Here is a 20,223-nt window from a genome sequence, read left to right on the forward strand (position 1 = left end):
GGAGGCGTACGCTCATGGCTAAATTAGTCGGTGTAGTCGGCAAGGTGATCGGCCAGGTATTCGCGGTGGGCGACGATGGTCATCGCCGCCTGTTGGTGGAAGGCGACCGCTTGTTCGCCGGCGAACAACTCGAGACCGGCAGCGAGGGCGCCGTGGCGGTGCGTTTGCACAATGGCGCGGAGCTGACCCTGGGTCGCGGCAGCAGCCTGGAGATGACCACCGACCTGCTGGCCAATCGCGCTCCCCATGTGCAGGCGCCTGATGCTCAGCCCAGCGAGGCCCAGCTCAGCGATGTCGAGCAGTTGCAAAAAGCCATTGCCGCAGGTGCCGACCCCACGCAGGACGCTGAAGCGACGGCGGCGGGTGGCAACCCCTCAGGCGTTTCGGGGGCGCTCGGCGGAGGCCACAGTTTCGTGATACTGACTGAAGTGGGCGCCCGTGTGGATCCCACCATCGGTTTCCCCACCGCGGGATTCAATGGCTTCCCCCTGCTGGCCAACCTCGAGCTTGGCGGCCTCGATGGCAACGATGACGGGCCGCTCCCAGCCAATACGCCGGTGGTCGACAATCCGGTCAGCCTCACTGGCCTGGAGGTCAGCCTGGCCGAATTGACCCTGGACGAGGCCAACCTGCCCCAGGGCTCGGCCAGCAACCCTGCGGCGCTGACACAGGCCGGCAGTTTCACGGTGGTGGCTGCCGACGGCGTGTTCAACCTCAGTGTCGGTGGCATCAATGTGGTCACGGCGGGCGTGGTCACGGGCGTCGGGCAGTCCATCGTCACCGGGCTCGGCAATGTGCTGACCATTACCGGCTACAACCCGGCCACCGGCGTGGTGAGCTACAGCTACACCCTGACCGGCGCCGAGCATCACCCTGACGGCGCGGGTACCAACACGCTGGGCGAGCATTTCCCGGTGCTGGTCAGCGATACGGATGGCGACGTGGCCAGCGGGTCCCTGGACGTGATCATCCGCGACGATGTGCCACGGGCCGTAAACGACAGCAATCCCACCGCCGCCACCGAGCAGCAGGTGGAACTCAGCGGCAATGTGCTGAGCAATGACATCCAGGGAGCGGACCGTATCCCAAGCGGTCCGGTGGTGGCAGGTACCTTCGTTGGCACCTACGGCACCCTGGTGCTGGCGGCGGACGGTTCCTACACCTACACCCTCAACACCAACGACCCGGACTTCAAGAACCTGCACGGCGGTGGCAATGGGGTGGAGACCTTCACCTACACCCTGAAGGATGCCGACGGCGACACCAGCACCGCGACCCTGACCCTCAACGTCAGCAACCTCAACGACCCGGTGACCCTGGGCGGGCTGGACGTGAACGGTGGCGAACTGACCGTCTACGAGAAGAACCTGGCCGACGGCAGCGCGCCGAACCCGGGCGCCCTGACCCAGAGCGGCACTTTCACGGTCAGCGCGCCGGATGGCCTGCAATCCTTGAGCGTCGGCGGCATCAGCGTGGTCAGCGGTGGCGTGGCGGCGAGCTTCCCGCAGTCGATCACCACGGCCCTGGGTAATACCCTGACCATCACCGGCTACAACCCGGCCACGGGCGTGATCAGCTACAGCTACACCTTGCTGGACAATGAGACCCATGCCAACGGCGACGGCGCCAACAGCCTCACGGAGCACTTCACCGTCACGGCCACGGATACCGACGGCAGCACGGCCAGTGGCTCGCTGGACGTCAATATTGTCGATGACCTGCCCAAGGCTGTGAACGACACCAATGCCACCGCTGCCACCGAACAGCATGTGGAACTCAGCGGCAATGTGCTGAGCAATGACCTCCAGGGGGCGGATCGGATCCCCAGCGGTCCGGTGGTGGCCGGTACCTTCGTTGGCACCTACGGCACCCTGGTGCTGGCGGCGGACGGTTCCTACACCTACACCCTCAACACCAACGACCCGGACTTCAAGAACCTGCACGGCGGTGGCAATGGGGTGGAGACCTTCACCTACACCCTGAAGGATGCCGACGGCGACACCAGCACCGCGACCCTGACCCTCAATGTCAGCAACCTCAACGACCCGGTGACCCTGGGCGGGCTGGACGTGAACGGTGGCGAACTGACCGTCTACGAGAAGAACCTGGCCGATGGCAGCGCGCCGAACCCGGGCGCCCTGACCCAGAGCGGCACTTTCACGGTCAGCGCGCCGGATGGCCTGCAATCCTTGAGCGTCGGCGGCATCAGCGTGGTCAGCGGCGGCGTGGCGGCGAGCTTCCCGCAGTCGATCACCACGGCCCTGGGCAATACCCTGACCATCACCGGCTACAACCCCACCACGGGCGTGATCAGCTATAGCTACACCTTGCTGGACAATGAGACCCATGCCAACGGCGACGGCGCCAACAGCCTCACGGAGCACTTCACCGTCACGGCCACGGATACCGACGGCAGCACGGCCAGTGGCTCGCTGGACGTCAATATCGTCGATGACCTGCCCAAGGCCGACAGCGACTTCGCCAACGTCTATGAAGGCGGTACGGTCAGTGGCAACGTGCTGGTCAACGATGTGAGTGGTGCCGATACGGTGGCCGACGGCAAGTATGTGGTGGGCGTGCGCGCGGGCAGCGACACGTCCTCATCGGCCATCGGCCAGTTGGGCAGCAATGTGGTTGGGCAGTATGGCTACCTGACCCTCGACGCCCAAGGCAATGCCACCTACCACGCCAACCCCGACAGCGTGGCGCCGGCCGGTGCCACGGATGTGTTTGTCTACACCATCCGCGATGCCGATGGCGATGAGAGCACCACCACCATCACCATCAGCGTGCACGACTGTTCGCTCATTGCGGGTCCCAACAGCGGCGTGACCGTCTATGAGAAGGCGCTCGATCTCATCAAGGACGGCCATGACCTGGCCGGTGGCAATGTCACCGGCAGCGATCCTGGCGCCACAGGCGAGACGGCCAGTGGATCGCTGGCCGGCTCCATCAGTGGCGGAGTGGGCGCCTTGACCTTTTCCCTGGTCGGCAACGCCACCGGCCAGTACGGCCAGATCCTTCTGAACGCCGATGGCTCCTACACCTACACCCTGACCTCGGCGCCAAATTCGCCGAATCATGTCAACGATGGGCCGAACGTGCTGACGGAAACCTTCACCTACCAGGTGAAGGATTCGCTGGGCAACACCACCACCAGTACCATCGTGATCAGCATCGTCGACGACGTACCCAAGGCCCACAGCGACTTCGCCAACGTCTATGAAGGCGGCACGGTCAGCGGCAACGTGCTGGTCAACGATGTGATCGGCGCGGATGTGCCGGCCGATGGCAAGTACGTGGTCGGCGTGCGCGCAGGCGCCGACACCTCGACCTCGGCCATCGGCCAGCTGGGCAGCAATGTGGTTGGGCAGTACGGCTACCTGACCCTCGACGCCCAGGGCAACGCCACCTACCACGCCAACCCCGACAGCGTGGCGCCGCCCGGTGCCACCGATGTATTTGTCTATACCATCCGCGATGCCGATGGCGACGAGAGCACGACGACCATCACCATCGACGTGCACGATATCTCGCTGGTCGCCTGCCCGGACGACACGGCCAAGGTCTACGAGAAAGCCCTGGACCTGACCAAGGATGGCAACGACTTGGCCGCCGGCACGGTCACCGGCAGCGATCCGCATGCCACCACGGAAACCACCAGCGGCTCGCTGGCCGGCTCGGTCAGTGGCGGCGTCGGCGCCCTGACCTTCACCCTGGTGGGCAACGCCACCGGGCAGTACGGCCAGATCCAGCTGAACGGCGATGGCACTTACACGTACACCCTGACCTCGGCGCCGAACTCGCCCAACCATGCCAACGACGGCCCGAATGTGGTCACCGAGAGCTTCACCTACCAAGTCAAGGACTCGCTCGGCAACACCACCACCAGCACCATCGTGGTCAGCATCGTCGACGATGTGCCCAAGGCCCATTGCGATGTGGCTTCGGTCACGGAAGGCGCCAGTGTCAGCGGCAACGTGCTGGATAACGATGTGGTCGGCGCCGATGTACGTGCCGACGGACAATACGTGGTCGGCGTGCGAGCAGGCTCCGACACCTCGACGTCAGCCATCGGCCATGTCGGCGATACGATCGTCGGCCAGTATGGCTACCTGACCCTGGACAGCCAGGGCAACGCCACCTACCACGCCAATCCCAATAGCGTGCCGCCCACCGGGGCAACCGACAGCTTCGTCTACACCATCCGCGACGCCGATGGCGACGAGAGCACCACGACCATCCGCATCAATGTCCAGGACAGCAAACTGGTGGCGTGCGAGGACAACGACGTCACCGTCTACGAAAAAGCCCTGGACCTGCACAAGGATGGCAACGACCTGGCCGCCGGCAGCGTGACCGGCAGCGATCCGAACTCCACCGGCGAGACGGCCTCCGGCAGCCTGGTCGGCTCGGTGCATGGTGGCGTCGGCGCCCTGACCTACAGCCTGGTCGGCAACGCCGTGGGCCAGTACGGCCAGATCCAGCTCAACGCAGACGGCTCCTATACCTACACCCTGACCTCGGCGCCGAAGACCCCGGGTGGCGCCAACGACGGGGCCAACACCGTCAACGAGTACTTCACCTACAAGGCCACCGACGCCCTGGGCAACACTGTCACCAGCACCATCGCCATCAACATCGTCGACGATGTGCCGACGGTACAGTGCGCGGTGCGCAGTATCACGCCCGGCCAGGTGGACTCCAACATCCTGCTGGTGGTGGATGTGTCCAGCAGCATGGCCGCAAGCTCCGGCGTGCCGGGGTTGACCCGCCTGGAGCTGGCCAAGCAGGCCATCAATGCCTTGCTCGACAAGTACGACGAGATGGGCGACATCAAGGTGCAGATCGTCACTTTCGGCACCGGCGCCGAGATCAAGACACCCGTGTGGGTCTCCATCAGCGAGGCCAAGAGCCTGATCGCCGGGCTCAATCCCGGCGGCTCGACCTACTACGACTCGGCGGCCACCAAGGCCCAGGAAGCCTTCGCCACCACCGGCAAGCTGGTGGGTGCGCAGAACATCAGCTACTTCTTCTCCGACGGCGAGCCCACCAACGGCCACGCCATGACAGCGCCGCGCGAGGCTGCCTGGGAAACCTTCCTCGACAACAACGGCATCAAGTCCTACGCCATCGGCATGGGCAGCGGCGTCAACGAAGGCAACCTCAATCCGCTGGCCTACGACGGCAGCAGCCATACCGACACCAACTCGGTGGTGGTCACCGACCTCAGCCAGCTGAGTGCGGTGCTCTCCGGCACGGTGCAGGGCGCGCCGATCACCGGCAGCCTGATGAGCGGCGGCGACTTCGGGGCCGACGGCGGCTTCATCAAGGCGCTGCTGGTGGACGGCACTACCTACACCTATGATCCGAAAGCCAATGGCGGGCAGGGCGGCTATGCGGTCAGTGGCGGGGTGGACAAGGCCTCGTTCGACACCGTGAGCAACAGCCTGAATATCAAGACCGGCCTGGGCGGTACCCTGGTGGTGAACATGGACAGCGGCGAGTTCACCTACACACCGCCGAAGGACAACGGCAGCGGCCAGGTAGAGAAGTTCGGCTTTACCGCCAGCGACAACGACGGCGATACCCGCAGCGCTAGCCTGACGGTGAACATCAATGGCAATGGCGCGCCGGTCGCCGGCGCCGACCACATCATCACCAACATCAAGGGCGCCACCCTGAGTGTGCCGGCCGAGGCCTTGCTGGCCAATGACAGCGATCCGGACCACGATACCCTGAGTGCCGCGCCAACTACGTTCAACACCAACTTCGCCGACAAGGGCGCGGGCTTCACGGCGGGTACGCAGGCCCAGACCATCACCTTCAACGCCACCGCCAACAAGGCCGAGAACCAGTTGCGCGACCTGGCCCGCAGCGAGTTCACCAGCCTCAATGGCAGCATGACCGCCGCCCTGGTGGTGGCCGGTTACCTGGGTTCGATAAGCACCGCCAACGCCAACGACGAGGACACCCTGACGGTCACCCTGCGCAAGGGCGAGACCCTGACCCTCGACCATGACCGGCCCGCCGGCAACCTGCTGATGGAGTGGAAGGAGGCCGGCGGCAGTTACCAGACCATTGCCGATGGCGGCAGCTTCACGGCTACCCATGGCGGCGTGTACAGCATCCATGTGATCAACACCGAGAACGCCTCCGGTAACAGCAAGGCCGCCGAGAACTACAAGCTGAGCCTGGTGGTGGACTACAGCAACGCCAGCAACGACGACTACCACGGCAGTTACACCGTCAGCGACAACCATGGCGGCACGGCCACTGGAGCGGTGGATATCACCTACCAGGCCGGCAATACCCTTACCGGTACCTCAGGGGACGATGTGCTGCTGGCCGGGGCGGGTGACACCATCCTGCACGGCGGCGCCGGCAACGATGTGCTGGTGGCCGGCGCAGGCAACAACAGCTTGTATGGCGGCGATGGCGACGACTTGCTGATTGGCGGGCCGGGCAATGATCTGCTCGACGGCGGCCCCGGCAACGACACCGCCAGCTATGCCAGGGCAACCAGTGGCGTGACCGTCGACCTGAGCCATGTCGGCCAGCAGAACACTGTCGGCGCGGGGCTGGACACTCTTACCGGCATCGAGAACCTGATCGGCTCGGACTACAACGACACCCTGACCGGAAACGACGGCGACAACCTGCTCAACGGTGGCGCGGGCAACGATGTGCTCAGGGGCGGTGCCGGCAATGACATCCTGATCGGCGGGCGCGGCGATGACACCCTCACCGGTGGCAGCGGCAACGACACCTTCGTCTGGCAGAAGGGCGATACCGGGCACGACACCGTGACCGACTTCACCCCGGGCAGCGATCGGCTGGACCTGTCGCAACTGTTGCAGGGCGAGAACGCCACCAGCGCGTCGCTGGACGACTACCTGCACTTCAAGGTCAGTGGCAGCGGCGTCAACGTGGTGTCGACCATCGAAGTCAGCAGCATCGCCGGCGCGGCGCCGACCCAGACCATCGACCTGGCCGGGGTGGACCTGGCGCAGCACTACGGGGTCGCCGCCGGGGCGGGCGGGGTGATCGCGGCGGGGCATGACACGGCGACCATCATCACCGGCATGCTAAATGACCATTCGTTGAAGGTGGATACGGTGTAACGCAGGCGCGGATCGCGGGGCAAGCCCGCTCCCACAAGCGCTGTATTGGCCTTGTGGGAGCGGGCTTGCCCCGCGATGGCGTCACTACGGTCGCTGCAGGGTCTTCTGCCTGAGGATCCAGGTACTGACCAGCACCGCGCTGGTCAGCATGAACACCCGTGCCCAGAACAACGGCACCAGGTAGCAGGACAGTCCGATGCTGGCCCACATCAGGCCGATCGCATAAACCTTGCCCCGCAGCGGAATTCCCTCGCCGCTGAGGTAGTCGCGGATCCATGGCCCGAGTTTCGGATGATTCACCAGCCAGTGGTGAAAGCGCGGCGAGCTGCGGGCGAAACAGGCCGCCGCCAGCAGCAGGAACGGGGTGGTGGGCAGTACCGGCAGGAAGATCCCCGCCACCCCGAGCGCGACACTGAGCCAGCCGGCGGCCAGCAGCAGGTAGCGCACCACGTCGATCAGTGGTGGCGCGGCTTGAGCAGGGCAGGTTTCTCTTCGGGGGCGTGCAGCAGCAGGAACAGGGCGCTCAGCGCCTCGGGGATCTGCACGATCATGTCGTCCTGCAGGTTGGCGTTACCGGCGATGTCGGCGAACTCCGGCTGCTCGTCGAACAGGCCCGAGCCGACCATGATCGGCAGCAGCATTTCGCTGACTTCTTCCTCGGCGTTCTCGAACCAGGCCTCTTCACGCAGGAACACGCCCTCCATGAAACCGATGCACCAGCCGCGCAGGTCGGAATCGTCCGGCTCGTCGGTCAGGTCCAGCTCGCAGGGCAGGTCGAATTCTTCGTCGCTGGCCAGTTGGCGGGCGATGTGCGCCTTGAGCGCGACCAGGGTGGCCTCGATCTCGGTGCGCTGGGCATCGCTGGCATAGTGCGGTTCTTCGGCGAACAGCGCGTCGATCCATTCGCGTTCTGGAACTTCCTCGGAGCAGATCGACAGCGCGGTCAGGTAGCCGTGGGCGGCGACGTAGTCCAGCGCTTCTTCGTGCAGCTCATCGGCGTCGAGGAAGGCTTGCAGGCGGGTCAGTTGCTCGGCGAAGGACATTACAGGGCTACCTTGGGGAATAAACGATAGTGAATTCTAGCACCTTGCGGCGGCTGCGGGGCAAAGGGAACGTCTGTCCGCGGGGCATGCCGGGGGTAGGGCAGTCGGGTATACTCCGCAGTTTTTCGTGCTCTGGTGGCGTTTTCCTGCCATCTGGCAAAAACCGCTTACGCATTCGATGTGCGCGCGGCGGATTTATCGTCCAGCCTGAGTCCAGGATGGTACGGCGATTTTGGAGTGGCAAATGCTCGAACAGGCTCAGCGCGTCCTCAAGGATGTCTTCGGTTACGACAGTTTCCGCGGGCGCCAGGCAGCGATCATCGAATGTGTGGCAGGCGGCGGCGACGCCCTGGTGCTGATGCCCACCGGTGGTGGCAAGTCGTTGTGCTTCCAGGTACCTGGCCTGCTGCGCCCGGGCCTGACCGTGGTGGTGTCGCCGCTGATCGCGCTGATGGACGATCAGGTCGCCACCCTCGACGAGCTGGGTGTGGCCGCCGCGGCGCTGAACTCCACCCTCAGCGCCGAGCAGCAGCGCGACCTGGCCGGGCGCCTGCGCCGTGGCGAGGTGAAGATGCTCTACCTGGCCCCTGAGCGTCTGGTCCAGCCGCGCATGCTGGATTTCCTGCGCGGCCTGGACATTGCCCTGTTCGCCATCGACGAGGCTCACTGCGTGTCGCAGTGGGGTCATGACTTCCGTCCCGAGTACCTGCAACTGGGCCAGCTCGCCGAGCTATTCCCGCATGTGCCGCGCATCGCCTTGACCGCCACCGCCGACATGCGCACCCGCGAGGAGATCGTCCAGCGCCTGCACCTGCAGGGCGCCGAGCGCTTCCTGTCGAGTTTCGACCGACCGAACATCTTCTACCGCATCGTGCCCAAGGAATCGCCGCGCAAGCAGTTGATGGCGTTCCTCGGCGAGCGCCGCGGCAACGCCGGCATTGTCTATTGCCTGTCGCGCAAGAAGGTCGACGAGACCGCCGCCTTCCTGTGCGACCAGGGCTTCCCGGCGCTGCCGTACCACGCAGGCCTGGCCGCCGAGACCCGCGCCGCCAACCAGCACCGCTTCCTCAACGAGGAAGGACTGATCATGGTCGCGACCATCGCCTTCGGCATGGGCATCGACAAGCCCAACGTGCGCTTCGTCGCCCACCTTGACCTGCCCAAGTCACTCGAGGCCTATTACCAGGAGACCGGCCGCGCTGGCCGTGACGGTCTGCCCTCGGATGCCTGGATGGCCTACGGCCTGCAGGACATGGTGATGCTCAAGCAGATGCTGCAGAACTCCGAGGGCGACGAGCGCCACAAGCGTATCGAGCAGCACAAGCTCGACGCCATGCTGGCGCTGTGCGAGGAGACCCGCTGCCGTCGCCAGTCGTTGCTGGCCTACTTCGACGAAGTGCTCGATCAGCCGTGCGGGCATTGCGACAACTGTGTCGACAATGTGCAGACCTGGGACGCCACCGAACCTGCCCGTCAGGCGCTGTCGGCGGTGTTCCGCACCGGCCAGCGCTACGGCGTCGGCCACCTGGTCGATGTGCTGCTGGGCAAGGACACCGAAAAAGTACGTAATTTCGGCCACGAGAAACTTTCGGTGTTCGGCGTCGGCAAGGCCTTGGCCGAGGCCGAATGGCGCTCGCTGTTCCGCCAGCTGGTGGCCCGTGGCCTGGTGGATATCGACCTGGAAGGCTATGGCGGCCTGCGCCTGTCCGACAGCTGCCGGCCGTTGCTGCGCGGCGAGGTGAACCTGCAACTGCGCCGCGACCTCAAGCCGCAGATCGCGGCCAAGGCCTCCGGCGGCAGTGGCGGCAGCCCGGCCAGCCAACTGGTGCGCGCCGAGGAGCGCGAACTATGGGAAGCGCTGCGTACCTTGCGGCGCAAGTTGGCCGAAGAGCACAGCGTGCCACCCTACGTCATCTTCCCCGACTCGACGCTGCTGGAGATGCTGCGCAGCATGCCCACCAGCCTCAGCGACATGGCCCAGGTCAGCGGTGTCGGCGCGCGCAAGCTGGAGCGCTACGGCCAGGCCTTCCTCGAGGTGCTCAACGGCGCCGGCGGCACCGAGGAGGCGCCGAAGGTGGTGCTCGACCTGCGCCACGAACTGGTCAGCCTGGCCCGCGCCGGCATGACCCCGGCGCAGATCGCCGGGCAACTGAACTGCACCGAGAAGAACGTCTACAGCTTGCTGGCCGAGGCCATCGGCCGCCAGGAACTGAGCCTGGAGCAGGCCCTGGACCTGCCGGAGGAGCTGATGATGGAGGTGCAGGACGCCTTCCTCGACGGCGAGGGCGAGTTGCCGCCGGTGTCCGGCGTGGCGCCGCTGTTTGGCCAGCGGGTGCCGGAAGGCGTCCTGCATTGCGTACGGGCGGCGCTGGCGGTGGAGTTCGGCTTGTGATTGCCGGCATTTGCGCCAATTGCTGACCTTTGTCATACCCTTACATGATTATCAGCAATTTCCGAGGCATCGAACCTTGCCTGATTGGCCGGGCCATGATTAGCTGGCTAATAATTAGTTCTATTCATTGAGTTGCTTATGCCCCTGACCGACAACCAACACCGCTTCGGCATGCAGCTGGCCCAGATGTCTCGGGGCTGGCGTGCCGAACTGGACCGACGCCTGGCCGGGCTCAACCTGTCGCAAGCCCGTTGGCTGGTGCTGTTGCACCTGGCCAGGTTCGACGAGGCGCCGACCCAGCGTGAGCTGGCCCAGAGCGTGGGCGTCGAAGGCCCGACCCTGGCGCGCTTGCTCGACAGCCTCGAGAGCCAGGGGCTGGTACGCCGCCAGGCGGTGATGGAAGACCGCCGGGCCAAGAAGATCCTGCTGTGCCCGCCGGCCAAGCCGCTGATCGATCAGATCGAGACCATCGCCAACGCCTTGCGCCTCGAGCTGTTCACCGGCATAGACGAGGCCGACATGGAAGTGTGCATGCGCGTGCATGCGAAGATTCTCGATAATCTCGAGAAGTCCTGAACCCTTCATCAATCGCGGGGCAAGCCCGCTCCCACGAGTCTGCTTGCGCAATTGTCTGCATGACTTGTGGGAGCGGGCTTGCCCCGCGATCGTTCTAGAAGGTGTGCCCCAGGTTCAGGTACACCGCCTTCTCATGGGCATCGTTGGCCCCATAACTCAGGTTCAACGGCCCCAGCGGCGTTTCCAGCCCCAGGAAGATGCTCGCCGCATTGATATAGCCGCTGTCGAACTCATTGTCGTTGTTCCACGCCCGCCCACGCTCCAGCGAGCCACCCAGGTACAACGGGAAGTCCAGGGGCAGGTAGGCCCGTGGCGTCAGGCGGCGGTAATAGACCATGCGCAGCAGGCTCATGTTCTGCCCCGAGATCGAGTCCTGGCGAAAGCCCGACAGCTGTCGGGCGCCGCCGAACACGAAGCTTGAAGTGACCACCACCGCGTCATCCAGCGTACGTCCATACCTGCCGCCCAGCACCAGGGTGTTCGGCCCGCTGCTGAAGGCCTTGTCCAGGTTGAACAGCCACTGCCGGTAGTTCTGGTCCGAGTCCAGTGACTTGTCGTACTTGCGCACGGTCAGGCCGATGTCCTCGCCACTGTGGGGGAAGTAGACGTTGTCGAAGGTGTCGAACGAGTACTTGAGCTCGTAGAACCCCTCGTTGAAGCTGACCTTGGGCAGGTCCTGGTCGCCGATGCGCACCTCGGCGTTGCCCCAGGCCTTGCCCACGCCCAGGCGCACCTCGCCGTAAGTGCCGATCTGCCGGCCGAGATTGAGCCCGAAGCCATAGCGTTCCAGGCGGTACTCGGCCACCGGGTCGTTGTCCAGGGTCGCCTCGACGTTCTGCGAGCCCAAGGCCAGGTAAGGGGCGACGAAGTAGCGCGAGCCCACGTCCAGGGGCTGGTAGAACTCGCTGTACAGTTCCTGCTCGTCGCCGATCTGCGCGCGGGTCAGCCATTCGCCGCCGAGCCGGTTGATGCCATTGACCCGGTAGCTGGCGCCGAGGTTGAAGGCACTGTCGCCACGCAAGTCGTCCGACAGGTTCAGGCCCAGGCGCAGGTAGTCGGTGCCGCCACGCCGGCCACGGGCGTTGATCACCAGGGTATGCTCGTCGCCCTTGTGCGCCACGCGGTATTGCACCTGGTCGAAGTAGTCCAGGCCGTAGAGGGTGCCCATGTCGGTCTGCAGGCGGCCGAGATCCAGCGGCTCGCCGACGGGCTGGCGAATGTAGTAGCGGATCACATCGTCGCTGACCTTGGAGTCGTTCTCCACGCGGATGGCGGTGATGATCGGCGTGCGCTGTTTCGGCGAGCGCGCCACCGCCAGGTTGCTGTCGCCCTCGGGCTGGCGCAGCGCCGCCAGGCGCGGGTCGAGGGCACGGGTGGCGCGGTAGCCGGCGTCGATCATGTCCCGGGCGCGGCCGAAATCGGTAACGCCGAAGGCCGACAGCGGTGGCTGTACCAGGATGTCTTCGCGGCGCAGGCTGGCCAGTTGTTCCTCGGAGTTGCGCCGGGTCATCAGGGTGATCGACTGGTTGAGCACGTCCACCACCGTGGCCAGTTGCTTGCGGTTGCGCAGCGGGGTGCCGATGTCGACGACGATGGCCAGGTCCACGCCCATTTCGCGCACCACATCCACCGGGATGTTGTCGGTCATGCCGCCATCCACCAGCAGCCGGCCGTCCAACTCCACCGGGGCGAACACCGCCGGGATCGACATGCTGGCACGGATCACCTGGGGCAGGTGGCCGCGGCGGAAGATCACCTTCTCGCCGCTGGTGATGTCGGTGGCCACGGCGCGGAAGGGGATTGGCAGCTTGTCGAAGTCGCGAATGTCGGCGGTGTGGGCCAGCTTGCTTTCCAGCAGCAGGGCCAGGTTCTGGCCCTGGATCACCCCCAGCGGCAGGCCCAGGCTGCCATCGTCGCGAAAGCTCAGCTTCTGCTTGACCAGGAAGTCGCGGTCGTCCTGCTTGCGTCGGAACGGCACATCCTTGCGCGGCGGCGCATCGGACAGCGCCTGCTGCCAGTCCAGCGTGGTGGCCAGGTTTTCCAGCTCGGCGATGCTGTAGCCCGAGGCGTACAACCCGCCGACCACCGCGCCCATGCTGGTGCCGGCGATGGCGTCGATGCGCACGCCCTGTTCCTCCAGGGCCTTGAGCACGCCGATATGGGCCAGGCCGCGGGCGGCGCCGCCCGACAGTACCAGGCCGATCTTCGGCCGTGCCGTCTCGGCGGCAAGCACAGCGAAGGAGGTGAGCATCAGCAGGAGGCAGTACAGCAGGCGGCGCATCGTGAGTCTCAAACCAGAGGATAAAGACCGCTAGTATAAGCGGCCCTTCCTACTGAGTTTCCCTACATGGCAGACAGCAAGCCACAAATCGTCATTACCTATTGCACCCAGTGCCAGTGGCTGCTGCGCGCCGCCTGGCTGGCCCAGGAACTGCTCAGCACCTTTGCCGACGACCTCGGCCGGGTGGCGCTGGAGCCTGGAACCGGCGGGGTGTTCCGCATCACCTGCGACGGCGTGCAGATCTGGGAACGCAAGGCCGACGGCGGCTTCCCCGAGGCCAAGGTGCTCAAGCAGCGGGTGCGCGACCAGATCGATCCGCAGCGCGACCTGGGCCACAACGATCGCTGATCAGGCGCTTTCGGGCTGTGGCTGGCGGGCGGGTTGCTCGGCGGCCAGGCGGCTGGACAGCACGATGGCGAAGATGATCAAGGCGCCGCCGGCGAGCATGCGCAGGGTCGGCTGTTCGGCGAACACCACCCAGGCCACGGCGATGCCGTACACCGGCTCCATGCCGAACACTACCGCGGCTGTGCGCGCCTTGATCACCGCCAAGCTGGCGACGAACAGGCTGTGGGCGACGCCGGTGCAGAAAACGCCGAGCAGGGCGATCCACAGCCAGTCCAGCGGCGTCACCGCGTCCAGGCCGGGCGCGGCGAACGGCAGCAGGCACAGGCTCACCACCAGGTTCTGCCACAGCGCTGCCTGCACGGCGGGCAGGCGCCCGGAACCGGCGCGGTTGGTCAGCGACAGCAGCGAGAACAGCAGGCCCGAGAGCAGCGCCCAGAGCAGCCCGCCGGTGGCTTCGCTGGCCAGGTCGAAGGCCGGGGTGACCAGCACCAGGCCAATGCTCACCAGCAGCACCAGCAGCGCTTCGTTGCGGCGGATGCGTTCACGGAACAGCAGGCCCTCGAGGATCACGGTGAAGGCCGGGAAGCTGGCGAAACCGAGAGTGGCGATGGCCACGCCGCCGACCTTGACCGCGATGAAGAAGCTCACCCAGTGCCCGGCCAGCAGCGCGCCGCCCAGCAGCAGGCGGCGCAGGTCCTGGCCGCGCAGCGGCTGCCAGGCCTGGCGCGCCAGGCCGGCGAACAGGGTCAGGGCCAGCACCGCGAACAGGGCGCGGCCGAAGACGATGATCGAGGGGCTGGCGCTGGCGGCCAGCTTGCCGAAGACGCCGGTCAGGCCGAAGAACAGCGCGCCGATATGCAGGGCGCCGAGGGCGGTGCGGTGGTTCATGGTGGTCCTTTGCATTCGCAGGGAGAGAAGATCCTGGCGCTCAGTGTAAGAGCCCGGTCTAGCTGTGTCTGTCGCCCACCTCGCGCCCGTTGTCGCCAGACTCGCGCCGCAACGCCAGCGGCGTGCAGCCGAACGCCCGCATCACCGCCGCGCTGAAGGCACTCTGCGAGCCATACCCCACCCGCGCCGCGACCTCACCCACCGGCAACAGCGTTTCACGCAACAGTCGCCGGGCCATCGCCAACCGCCGCTCACGGATATAGTCCATCGGCGTCATACCGCGCTCGCTGGCAAAACGCGCATGCAGTCGCGCGCTGGAAAGCCCGGCCAGCCGCGCCAGATCGGCGACCTGCAATGGATAGGCGGCGTGCTGCTCGATATGCCGGTCGAAGGCGGCATAGGGCAGGCGCCTGCTGGCCAGTACCGGGGCACCGACCTGCGGGTTGAGGCTGGCCAGCAACAGCACCGCGCCTTGGCGGGCAATCAGCGGGTCGTCCACCGGGCTTGCCGCCAGCCAGTCCACCAACTGCTGCTGGCGGCTGTCCAGGCCCAGGGGGCCGGGGCGGTCGAGCAGGCGGCGGCTGTTGTCGGCGTGCTCGCCCAGGTGCTCGCCAAGCCAGTGCCCGCCTGGCACGTCCAGCACCAGGCAGTGGCTACCCTCGGGGCTGCCGCAGGTGTGGTGGGCACCGGCAGGCACCACCATCAGGTCCTGGCGACCGACCCTGCCGCCGCGGCCATCCACCTCGAAATCCAGGCGTCCGCCCAGGCCGAACACCAGTTGCGAGTGGTCGTGGCTGTGGGCGATCAGGTCGTGGCGATAATGGCGCAGCGAAAGCAGGGGGGCGGCGGTCATGGTGAGTCCTCACGAAGCAGGTGAAGAGTGTACACCTCAAGGCGGACGCAGGATGGTCATGCACCTGCCACCAATCTGTCACCGGTGCCTGCCAGTCTCCAGCAAACAGCGCCGGAGCCTGCCCATGACCCACGCCGAACCCCTTCGCCCGTCACGCAAGCTGCGTGTCCGCACCCTGTGGATTTCCGATGTGCACCTGGGCACCCGGGATTGCCAGGCCGAACACCTCGCGCATTTTCTCAAGGGCTACCAGGCCGAGCGCATCTACCTGGTCGGCGATATCATCGACGGCTGGAAACTGCGCGGCGGCATCTACTGGCCCCAGGCTCACACCAACGTCATCCGCCGCCTGCTGACCCTGAGCAAGCGCGGTACCGAAGTGATCTACGTCACCGGTAACCATGACGAGTTCCTGCGCCGCTACTCGAAACTGATCCTGGGCAATATCCAGCTGGTGGACGAAGCCGAGCACCTCACCGTCGATGGCCGGCGGCTGTTGGTGATCCACGGCGACCAGTTCGACGTGATCACCCGCTACCACCGCTGGCTGGCGTTTCTCGGCGACCGGGCCTACGAATTCACCCTGGTGCTCAACCGCTGGCTCAACCACTGGCGCGCCCGTTATGGCTACGGTTATTGGTCGTTGTCGGCGTACCTCAAGCACAAGGTCAAGGGGGCGGTGAACTTCATCAGCGATTTTGAAGACGCCATCGCCCACGAGTGCACCCGGCGTGGCTTCCAGGGCGTGGTGTGCGGGCATATCCACCATGCCGAGATTCGTCGGGTGGGCGAGGTGGAGTACCTCAACTGCGGTGATTGGGTGGAGTCGTGCACGGCGCTGATCGAGCACTGGGACGGGCGGATCGAGCTGTACCGGTTCGCCGAGGCGCAGGCGCGGGAAGCCGCGTCGCGCCTGGCGGAGCTTGGTGAACCGGCTTGATCGCCGTCCCTGCCGGTCAGGCCGACGCTTTCAGGGCTGTCTTGTAGATCGACTGCCTGGGCCGGGCGAACAGCCGCTCCATCATCGGCTCGAAGAACGACAGCGGCAGGCTCGGGTACTCGGGGTCGAATGCCGCCGCGTCGTAGCGCGCGCAGAACTCGATGGTCCGTTGGTATTGCGGGTGATCGCTGAACTGCTCGCGCAGGTGGCGATCCATGCCTAGGTGGTGAAAGAAATAGTAGCCCTGGAAGATCCCGTGCTTCTCGACCATCCACAGGTTCTCGGCGCTGACAAAGGGCTTGAGGATCGCTGCGGCGATATCCGGGTGATTGTAGCTGCCGAGGGTGTCGCCAATGTCATGCAGCAGGGCGCAGACCACGTACTCCTCGTCGCGGCCGTCACGGTAGGCGCGGGTGGCGGTCTGCAGCGAGTGGCTCAGGCGATCGATGGGAAAACCGCCGAAGTCGCCATCGAGCAGGCGCAGGTGGGCGAGGATGCGCTGGGGCAACTGCTGGGCATAGGCGCGAAAGTCGTCGGCAATGATTGCCCAGTCCTGGGCGGTGCCGTCGCGCATGTGGCTGAAATTCGCTTGCTTGTTCATCGCCGCGGGCCACTCGTGTCGGGGGCATGCCTGGCAGTGTTGGCCAGGGCGCGGGCTTTGGCAGTGGCCGGCCGGGACGCGAACCTGGCCTTGCGGGCCGATTCAGAGGCTGAGCCGGCCCAGCAGGATGTCGCGGAACATGGCGAAGTCGCCGACCAGGCTATACCAGGGATGGGTGAAGGTGGCCGGCCGGTTCTTCTCGAAGAAGAAATGCCCGGCCCAGGCGAAGCCGTAGCCGGCCAGCGGCACGGTCAGCAGCAACAGCCACTGGCCGCTGCCGATGCTGTAGGCGAGCAGGGCGATCACCAGGCTGGTGCCGACGAAGTGCAGGCGACGGCAGGTGGCGTTGCTGTGCTCGCCCAGGTAGTAGGGATAGAACTCGGCAAAACTGCGGAACTGCGCTGTGCGGGTCATGGCGGGTTTCCGGATCTGCGGGTCGTGCTTACAGGATACACGGCGTGGAGCCTGAATCGAGTCTAGAGTCATTGGGGGCAGTGGCCAGTGACAATAGGCGCCAATTGAGTATCCTTTCGGTTCACCGCAGGAGCGGTCAGCACAAGAGCCTGTCATGAGTGAGAGAACCACGTCAGCCAGCTGGGCATCAGGGATCGTCAAGGCACTCGAGCTGGAAGGGCTCGATTGTCCGGCCATGTTCAAGCAACTAGGGCTCGACTTTTCCGCCCTCGACGACCCCGATGCGCGATTCACCCAGGATTCGATGACCCGGCTGTGGCAGTTGGCGGTCGAGTTGTCGGGCAATGAGGCCATCGGCCTGAACATGGCCCGGGTGGTGCGACCGGCCTCGTTCCATGTGGTGGGTTATGCGCTGATGTCCAGCCGCACCCTGGCCGAGGGTTTCGAGCGCCTGGTGCGCTACCAGCGGATCATCGCCGAGAGCTCGGACCTGAGCTTTCGCCTCGAGCCGGACGGCTACGCCCTGGTGCTGACCGTGCATGGCGATCACCTGCCACCGACCCGGCACAGCGCCGAGGCCTCCCTGGCCTGTGCCCTGGCCCTGTGCACCTGGCTCAGCGGGCGGCCGATCCAGCCGCGGCGGGTACTGATCCAGGGCGGCCAGCCGAAGAATGTCGAGCCGTACAAGGTGGCGTTCCATGCACCGCTGGTGTTTGGCGCGCCCCATGACGCGCTGGTGCTCGAGCGTGCCGACATGGAGGCGCCGCTGCCGACCGCCAACGAGGCGATGGCGGTGCTGCATGATCGCTTTGCCGGGGAATACCTGGCGCGCTTCTCGGAAAGCCGCGTGACCCACCGCGTGCGCCAGGTGCTGTGCCGCATCCTGCCCCAGGGCGAGCCCAAGCGCGAGACCGTGGCCCAGGCCCTGCACCTGTCGCAGCGCACCTTGCAAAGACGTCTGCAGGACGAGGGCACCAGCTTCCAGACCCTGCTCGACGACACCCGCCGCGAACTGGCCGAGCAGTACCTGGCCCAGCCCGGCACCACCTTGCTGGAGACCGCCTACCTGCTGGGTTTCGCCGATCCGAGCAACTTCTACCGGGCGTTCCGCCGCTGGTTCGACACCACCCCGAGCGAGTACCGCACGCGGTTGTCGGTCAGTGACGCCAGAACGCCGGCATGCACAACACCAGCACCGTGATGATCTCCAGGCGGCCCAGCAGCATGCCGCCGGAGAGGATCCACTTGGCCGCGTCCGGCAGGCTGGCGTAGTTGCCGGCCGGGCCGATCACCTCGCCCAACCCGGGGCCTACACCCGACACCGTGCCGGCGGCGCCGGTCAGCGCGGTCATCCAGTCCACGCCCAGCAGTGACAGCAGCAGGGCGATGATGCAGATGGTGATGGCGAAGAAGAACGAGAAGGTCAGGATCGAACGCACGATCTCTTCGTCGAGGCGATGGCCATTGTACTTCTGCTTGATCACCGCCCGCGGGTGGATCAGCTGGTTGAGGTTGGCCTTGAGCAGGATGTAGGCGACCTGGAAGCGGAAGATCTTGATGCCGCCGGCGGTGGAGCCCGAGCAACCGCCGACGAAGCCCAGGTAGAAGAACAGCATCAGCGAGAAGTTGCCCCACATGCTGTAGTCGCCCAGGGCGAAGCCGGTGGTGGTGACCACCGAGGTGACGTTCAGCGCCACGTGACGCAGGGCGTCGAGCCAGTGCAGGTCGGTGGTGGCCCAGTACCAGGTGCCGAGCACCAGCCAGGTGGCCACCAGCATGGCCAGCAGGCCCTGCACCTGCTGGTCCTTGATCAGTGCCTTGCGGTGGCCGCGCAGGGTGGCCACGTACAGGGTGAACGGCACGCTGCCGAGAATCATCACCACCACCGCGACCCAGTGCACCGCAGGGATGTCCCATTTGGCCAGGGACTGGTCGGAGGTGGAGAACCCGCCGGTGGAGATCGCCGACATGGCGTGGTTGATCGCGTCGAATGGGCTCATCCCCGCCCACCAGAACGCCAGGCTGCCGAGCACGGTGATGCCGACATACACCGCGACGATCGACTTGGCGACCATGTGCGAGCGCGGCATGACCTTTTCCGAACGGTCCGAGGACTCGGTCTGGAACAGGCGCATGCCACCGATGCGCAGCAGCGGCAGGATCGCCACCGCCATGCCGATGAAGCCGATGCCGCCCAGCCAGTGCAGCATCGAGCGCCACATCAGGATACCCGGCGACATGGTGTCCAGGCCGCTGAGCACGGTGGCGCCGGTGGCGGTGATGCCAGACATGCTTTCGAAGAAGGCGTCGGTGTAGCTGATGTGTTGCGTCAGCAGGAACGGCAGGGCGGCGAACACGCAGACCACCAGCCAGCTGCTGACGGTCAGCAGGTACATGTCGCGGGGACGCAGGTGCACGTGCTCGGGGCGGCCGGGGATGACCAGGCCGAGCCCGGCGAGGAAGGTGATCAGGCTCGACCAGAGGAACGACGGCATGTCGCCGGTGCGCTCGAAGACCACCAGGGTCGCCATGGGCACCACCATGCTCACTGCCAGGGTGATCAGGAAGATGCCGATGATGAAACCAATGATCCTTAAGGTCGGCAACGCCATGTGATCTGCTCTGACTCGCTACGGAAAGGGCGTCATTCTACCTGTGGGGGAGGTGATGTAAACGTACGATTGAGCGTGTCGTGGAAGCGCTGCTGCTCCTGCGACAGGGCAATCCCGCTCCCACAAGGGCGGCGCTATGGTGCAGAATGGC

General features: G+C 65.6%; 14 protein-coding genes. 6 read left to right on the top strand and 8 right to left on the bottom strand.

Features of this window, described 5'->3' with window-relative positions; genetic code table 11:
• The first annotated feature begins 14 nt into the window (after window positions 1-14).
• On the top strand, window positions 15-7,124 hold the full coding sequence (locus AC25ND_RS20405; protein WP_486976561.1) for a retention module-containing protein: 7,110 nt from the start codon (window positions 15-17) through the stop codon (window positions 7,122-7,124).
• Window positions 7,125-7,208: 84 nt separating this feature from the next.
• Here AC25ND_RS20405 and AC25ND_RS20410 read toward each other — a convergent pair whose 3' ends face one another.
• Both AC25ND_RS20410 and AC25ND_RS20415 read right to left on the bottom strand, forming a co-directional pair.
• Window positions 7,209-7,571, bottom strand: a complete 363-nt coding sequence (locus tag AC25ND_RS20410; protein WP_028691106.1) for a YbaN family protein — start codon at window positions 7,569-7,571, stop codon at window positions 7,209-7,211.
• 8 nt (window positions 7,572-7,579) lie between these two features.
• Window positions 7,580-8,167, bottom strand: coding sequence for a YecA/YgfB family protein (locus AC25ND_RS20415; protein ID WP_028691105.1), 588 nt, complete (start codon window positions 8,165-8,167; stop codon window positions 7,580-7,582).
• A 244-nt stretch (window positions 8,168-8,411) separates the two neighbouring features.
• On the opposite strand from AC25ND_RS20415, the gene recQ reads away from it, so the two are divergent.
• Both recQ and AC25ND_RS20425 read left to right on the top strand, forming a co-directional pair.
• Window positions 8,412-10,559 carry a DNA helicase RecQ gene (gene recQ / locus AC25ND_RS20420; protein WP_028691104.1) on the top strand — a complete coding sequence of 716 codons (2,148 nt, stop codon included), beginning with the start codon at window positions 8,412-8,414 and terminating at the stop codon, window positions 10,557-10,559.
• Between the two features lie 138 nt (window positions 10,560-10,697).
• The gene (locus AC25ND_RS20425) at window positions 10,698-11,135 is read left to right on the top strand and encodes a MarR family transcriptional regulator (protein WP_028691103.1); all 438 of its coding nucleotides are present in this window, start codon (window positions 10,698-10,700) and stop codon (window positions 11,133-11,135) included.
• A gap of 94 nt (window positions 11,136-11,229) precedes the next feature.
• Here the strand turns inward: AC25ND_RS20425 and AC25ND_RS20430 are convergent, their stop codons facing one another.
• The gene (locus tag AC25ND_RS20430; protein ID WP_486976562.1) at window positions 11,230-13,416 is read right to left on the bottom strand and encodes a patatin-like phospholipase family protein; all 2,187 of its coding nucleotides are present in this window, start codon (window positions 13,414-13,416) and stop codon (window positions 11,230-11,232) included.
• A 66-nt stretch (window positions 13,417-13,482) separates the two neighbouring features.
• On the opposite strand from AC25ND_RS20430, the gene AC25ND_RS20435 reads away from it, so the two are divergent.
• Window positions 13,483-13,764 carry an Rdx family protein gene (locus AC25ND_RS20435; protein WP_028691101.1) on the top strand — a complete coding sequence of 94 codons (282 nt, stop codon included), beginning with the start codon at window positions 13,483-13,485 and terminating at the stop codon, window positions 13,762-13,764.
• On the opposite strand, the gene AC25ND_RS20440 is transcribed toward AC25ND_RS20435, so the two are convergent.
• Window positions 13,765-14,652: a DMT family transporter gene (locus AC25ND_RS20440; protein ID WP_028691100.1), complete on the bottom strand. Its 888-nt coding sequence runs from the start codon at window positions 14,650-14,652 to the stop codon at window positions 13,765-13,767.
• 58 nt (window positions 14,653-14,710) lie between these two features.
• Window positions 14,711-15,505, bottom strand: coding sequence for a helix-turn-helix transcriptional regulator (locus tag AC25ND_RS20445; protein WP_028691099.1), 795 nt, complete (start codon window positions 15,503-15,505; stop codon window positions 14,711-14,713).
• Between the two features lie 124 nt (window positions 15,506-15,629).
• On the opposite strand from AC25ND_RS20445, the gene AC25ND_RS20450 reads away from it, so the two are divergent.
• Window positions 15,630-16,445: a UDP-2,3-diacylglucosamine diphosphatase gene (locus AC25ND_RS20450; protein WP_028691098.1), complete on the top strand. Its 816-nt coding sequence runs from the start codon at window positions 15,630-15,632 to the stop codon at window positions 16,443-16,445.
• Between the two features lie 16 nt (window positions 16,446-16,461).
• On the opposite strand, the gene AC25ND_RS20455 is transcribed toward AC25ND_RS20450, so the two are convergent.
• Together AC25ND_RS20455 and AC25ND_RS20460 are read right to left on the bottom strand one after the other, a co-directional pair.
• Complete coding sequence (locus AC25ND_RS20455; protein ID WP_028691097.1) at window positions 16,462-17,046, bottom strand: HD domain-containing protein; 585 nt, start codon at window positions 17,044-17,046, stop codon at window positions 16,462-16,464.
• 102 nt (window positions 17,047-17,148) lie between these two features.
• Window positions 17,149-17,460: an Mpo1-like protein gene (locus AC25ND_RS20460; RefSeq protein ID WP_028691096.1), complete on the bottom strand. Its 312-nt coding sequence runs from the start codon at window positions 17,458-17,460 to the stop codon at window positions 17,149-17,151.
• Between the two features lie 154 nt (window positions 17,461-17,614).
• Here AC25ND_RS20460 and AC25ND_RS20465 point away from each other — a divergent pair, with 154 nt between their 5' ends.
• Entirely contained in the window at window positions 17,615-18,661 is a 1,047-nt protein-coding gene (locus tag AC25ND_RS20465; RefSeq protein ID WP_028691095.1) for an AraC family transcriptional regulator, read from the top strand.
• Here AC25ND_RS20465 and AC25ND_RS20470 read toward each other — a convergent pair.
• A complete protein-coding gene (locus AC25ND_RS20470; protein ID WP_028691094.1) occupies window positions 18,618-20,072 on the bottom strand; it encodes a TrkH family potassium uptake protein in 1,455 nt (484 codons plus the stop codon). The genes AC25ND_RS20465 and AC25ND_RS20470 overlap by 44 nt on opposite strands.
• Between the last annotated feature and the right edge of the window lie 151 nt (window positions 20,073-20,223).

It is taken from the genome of Pseudomonas sp. P110(2024) (genome assembly GCF_057480795.1).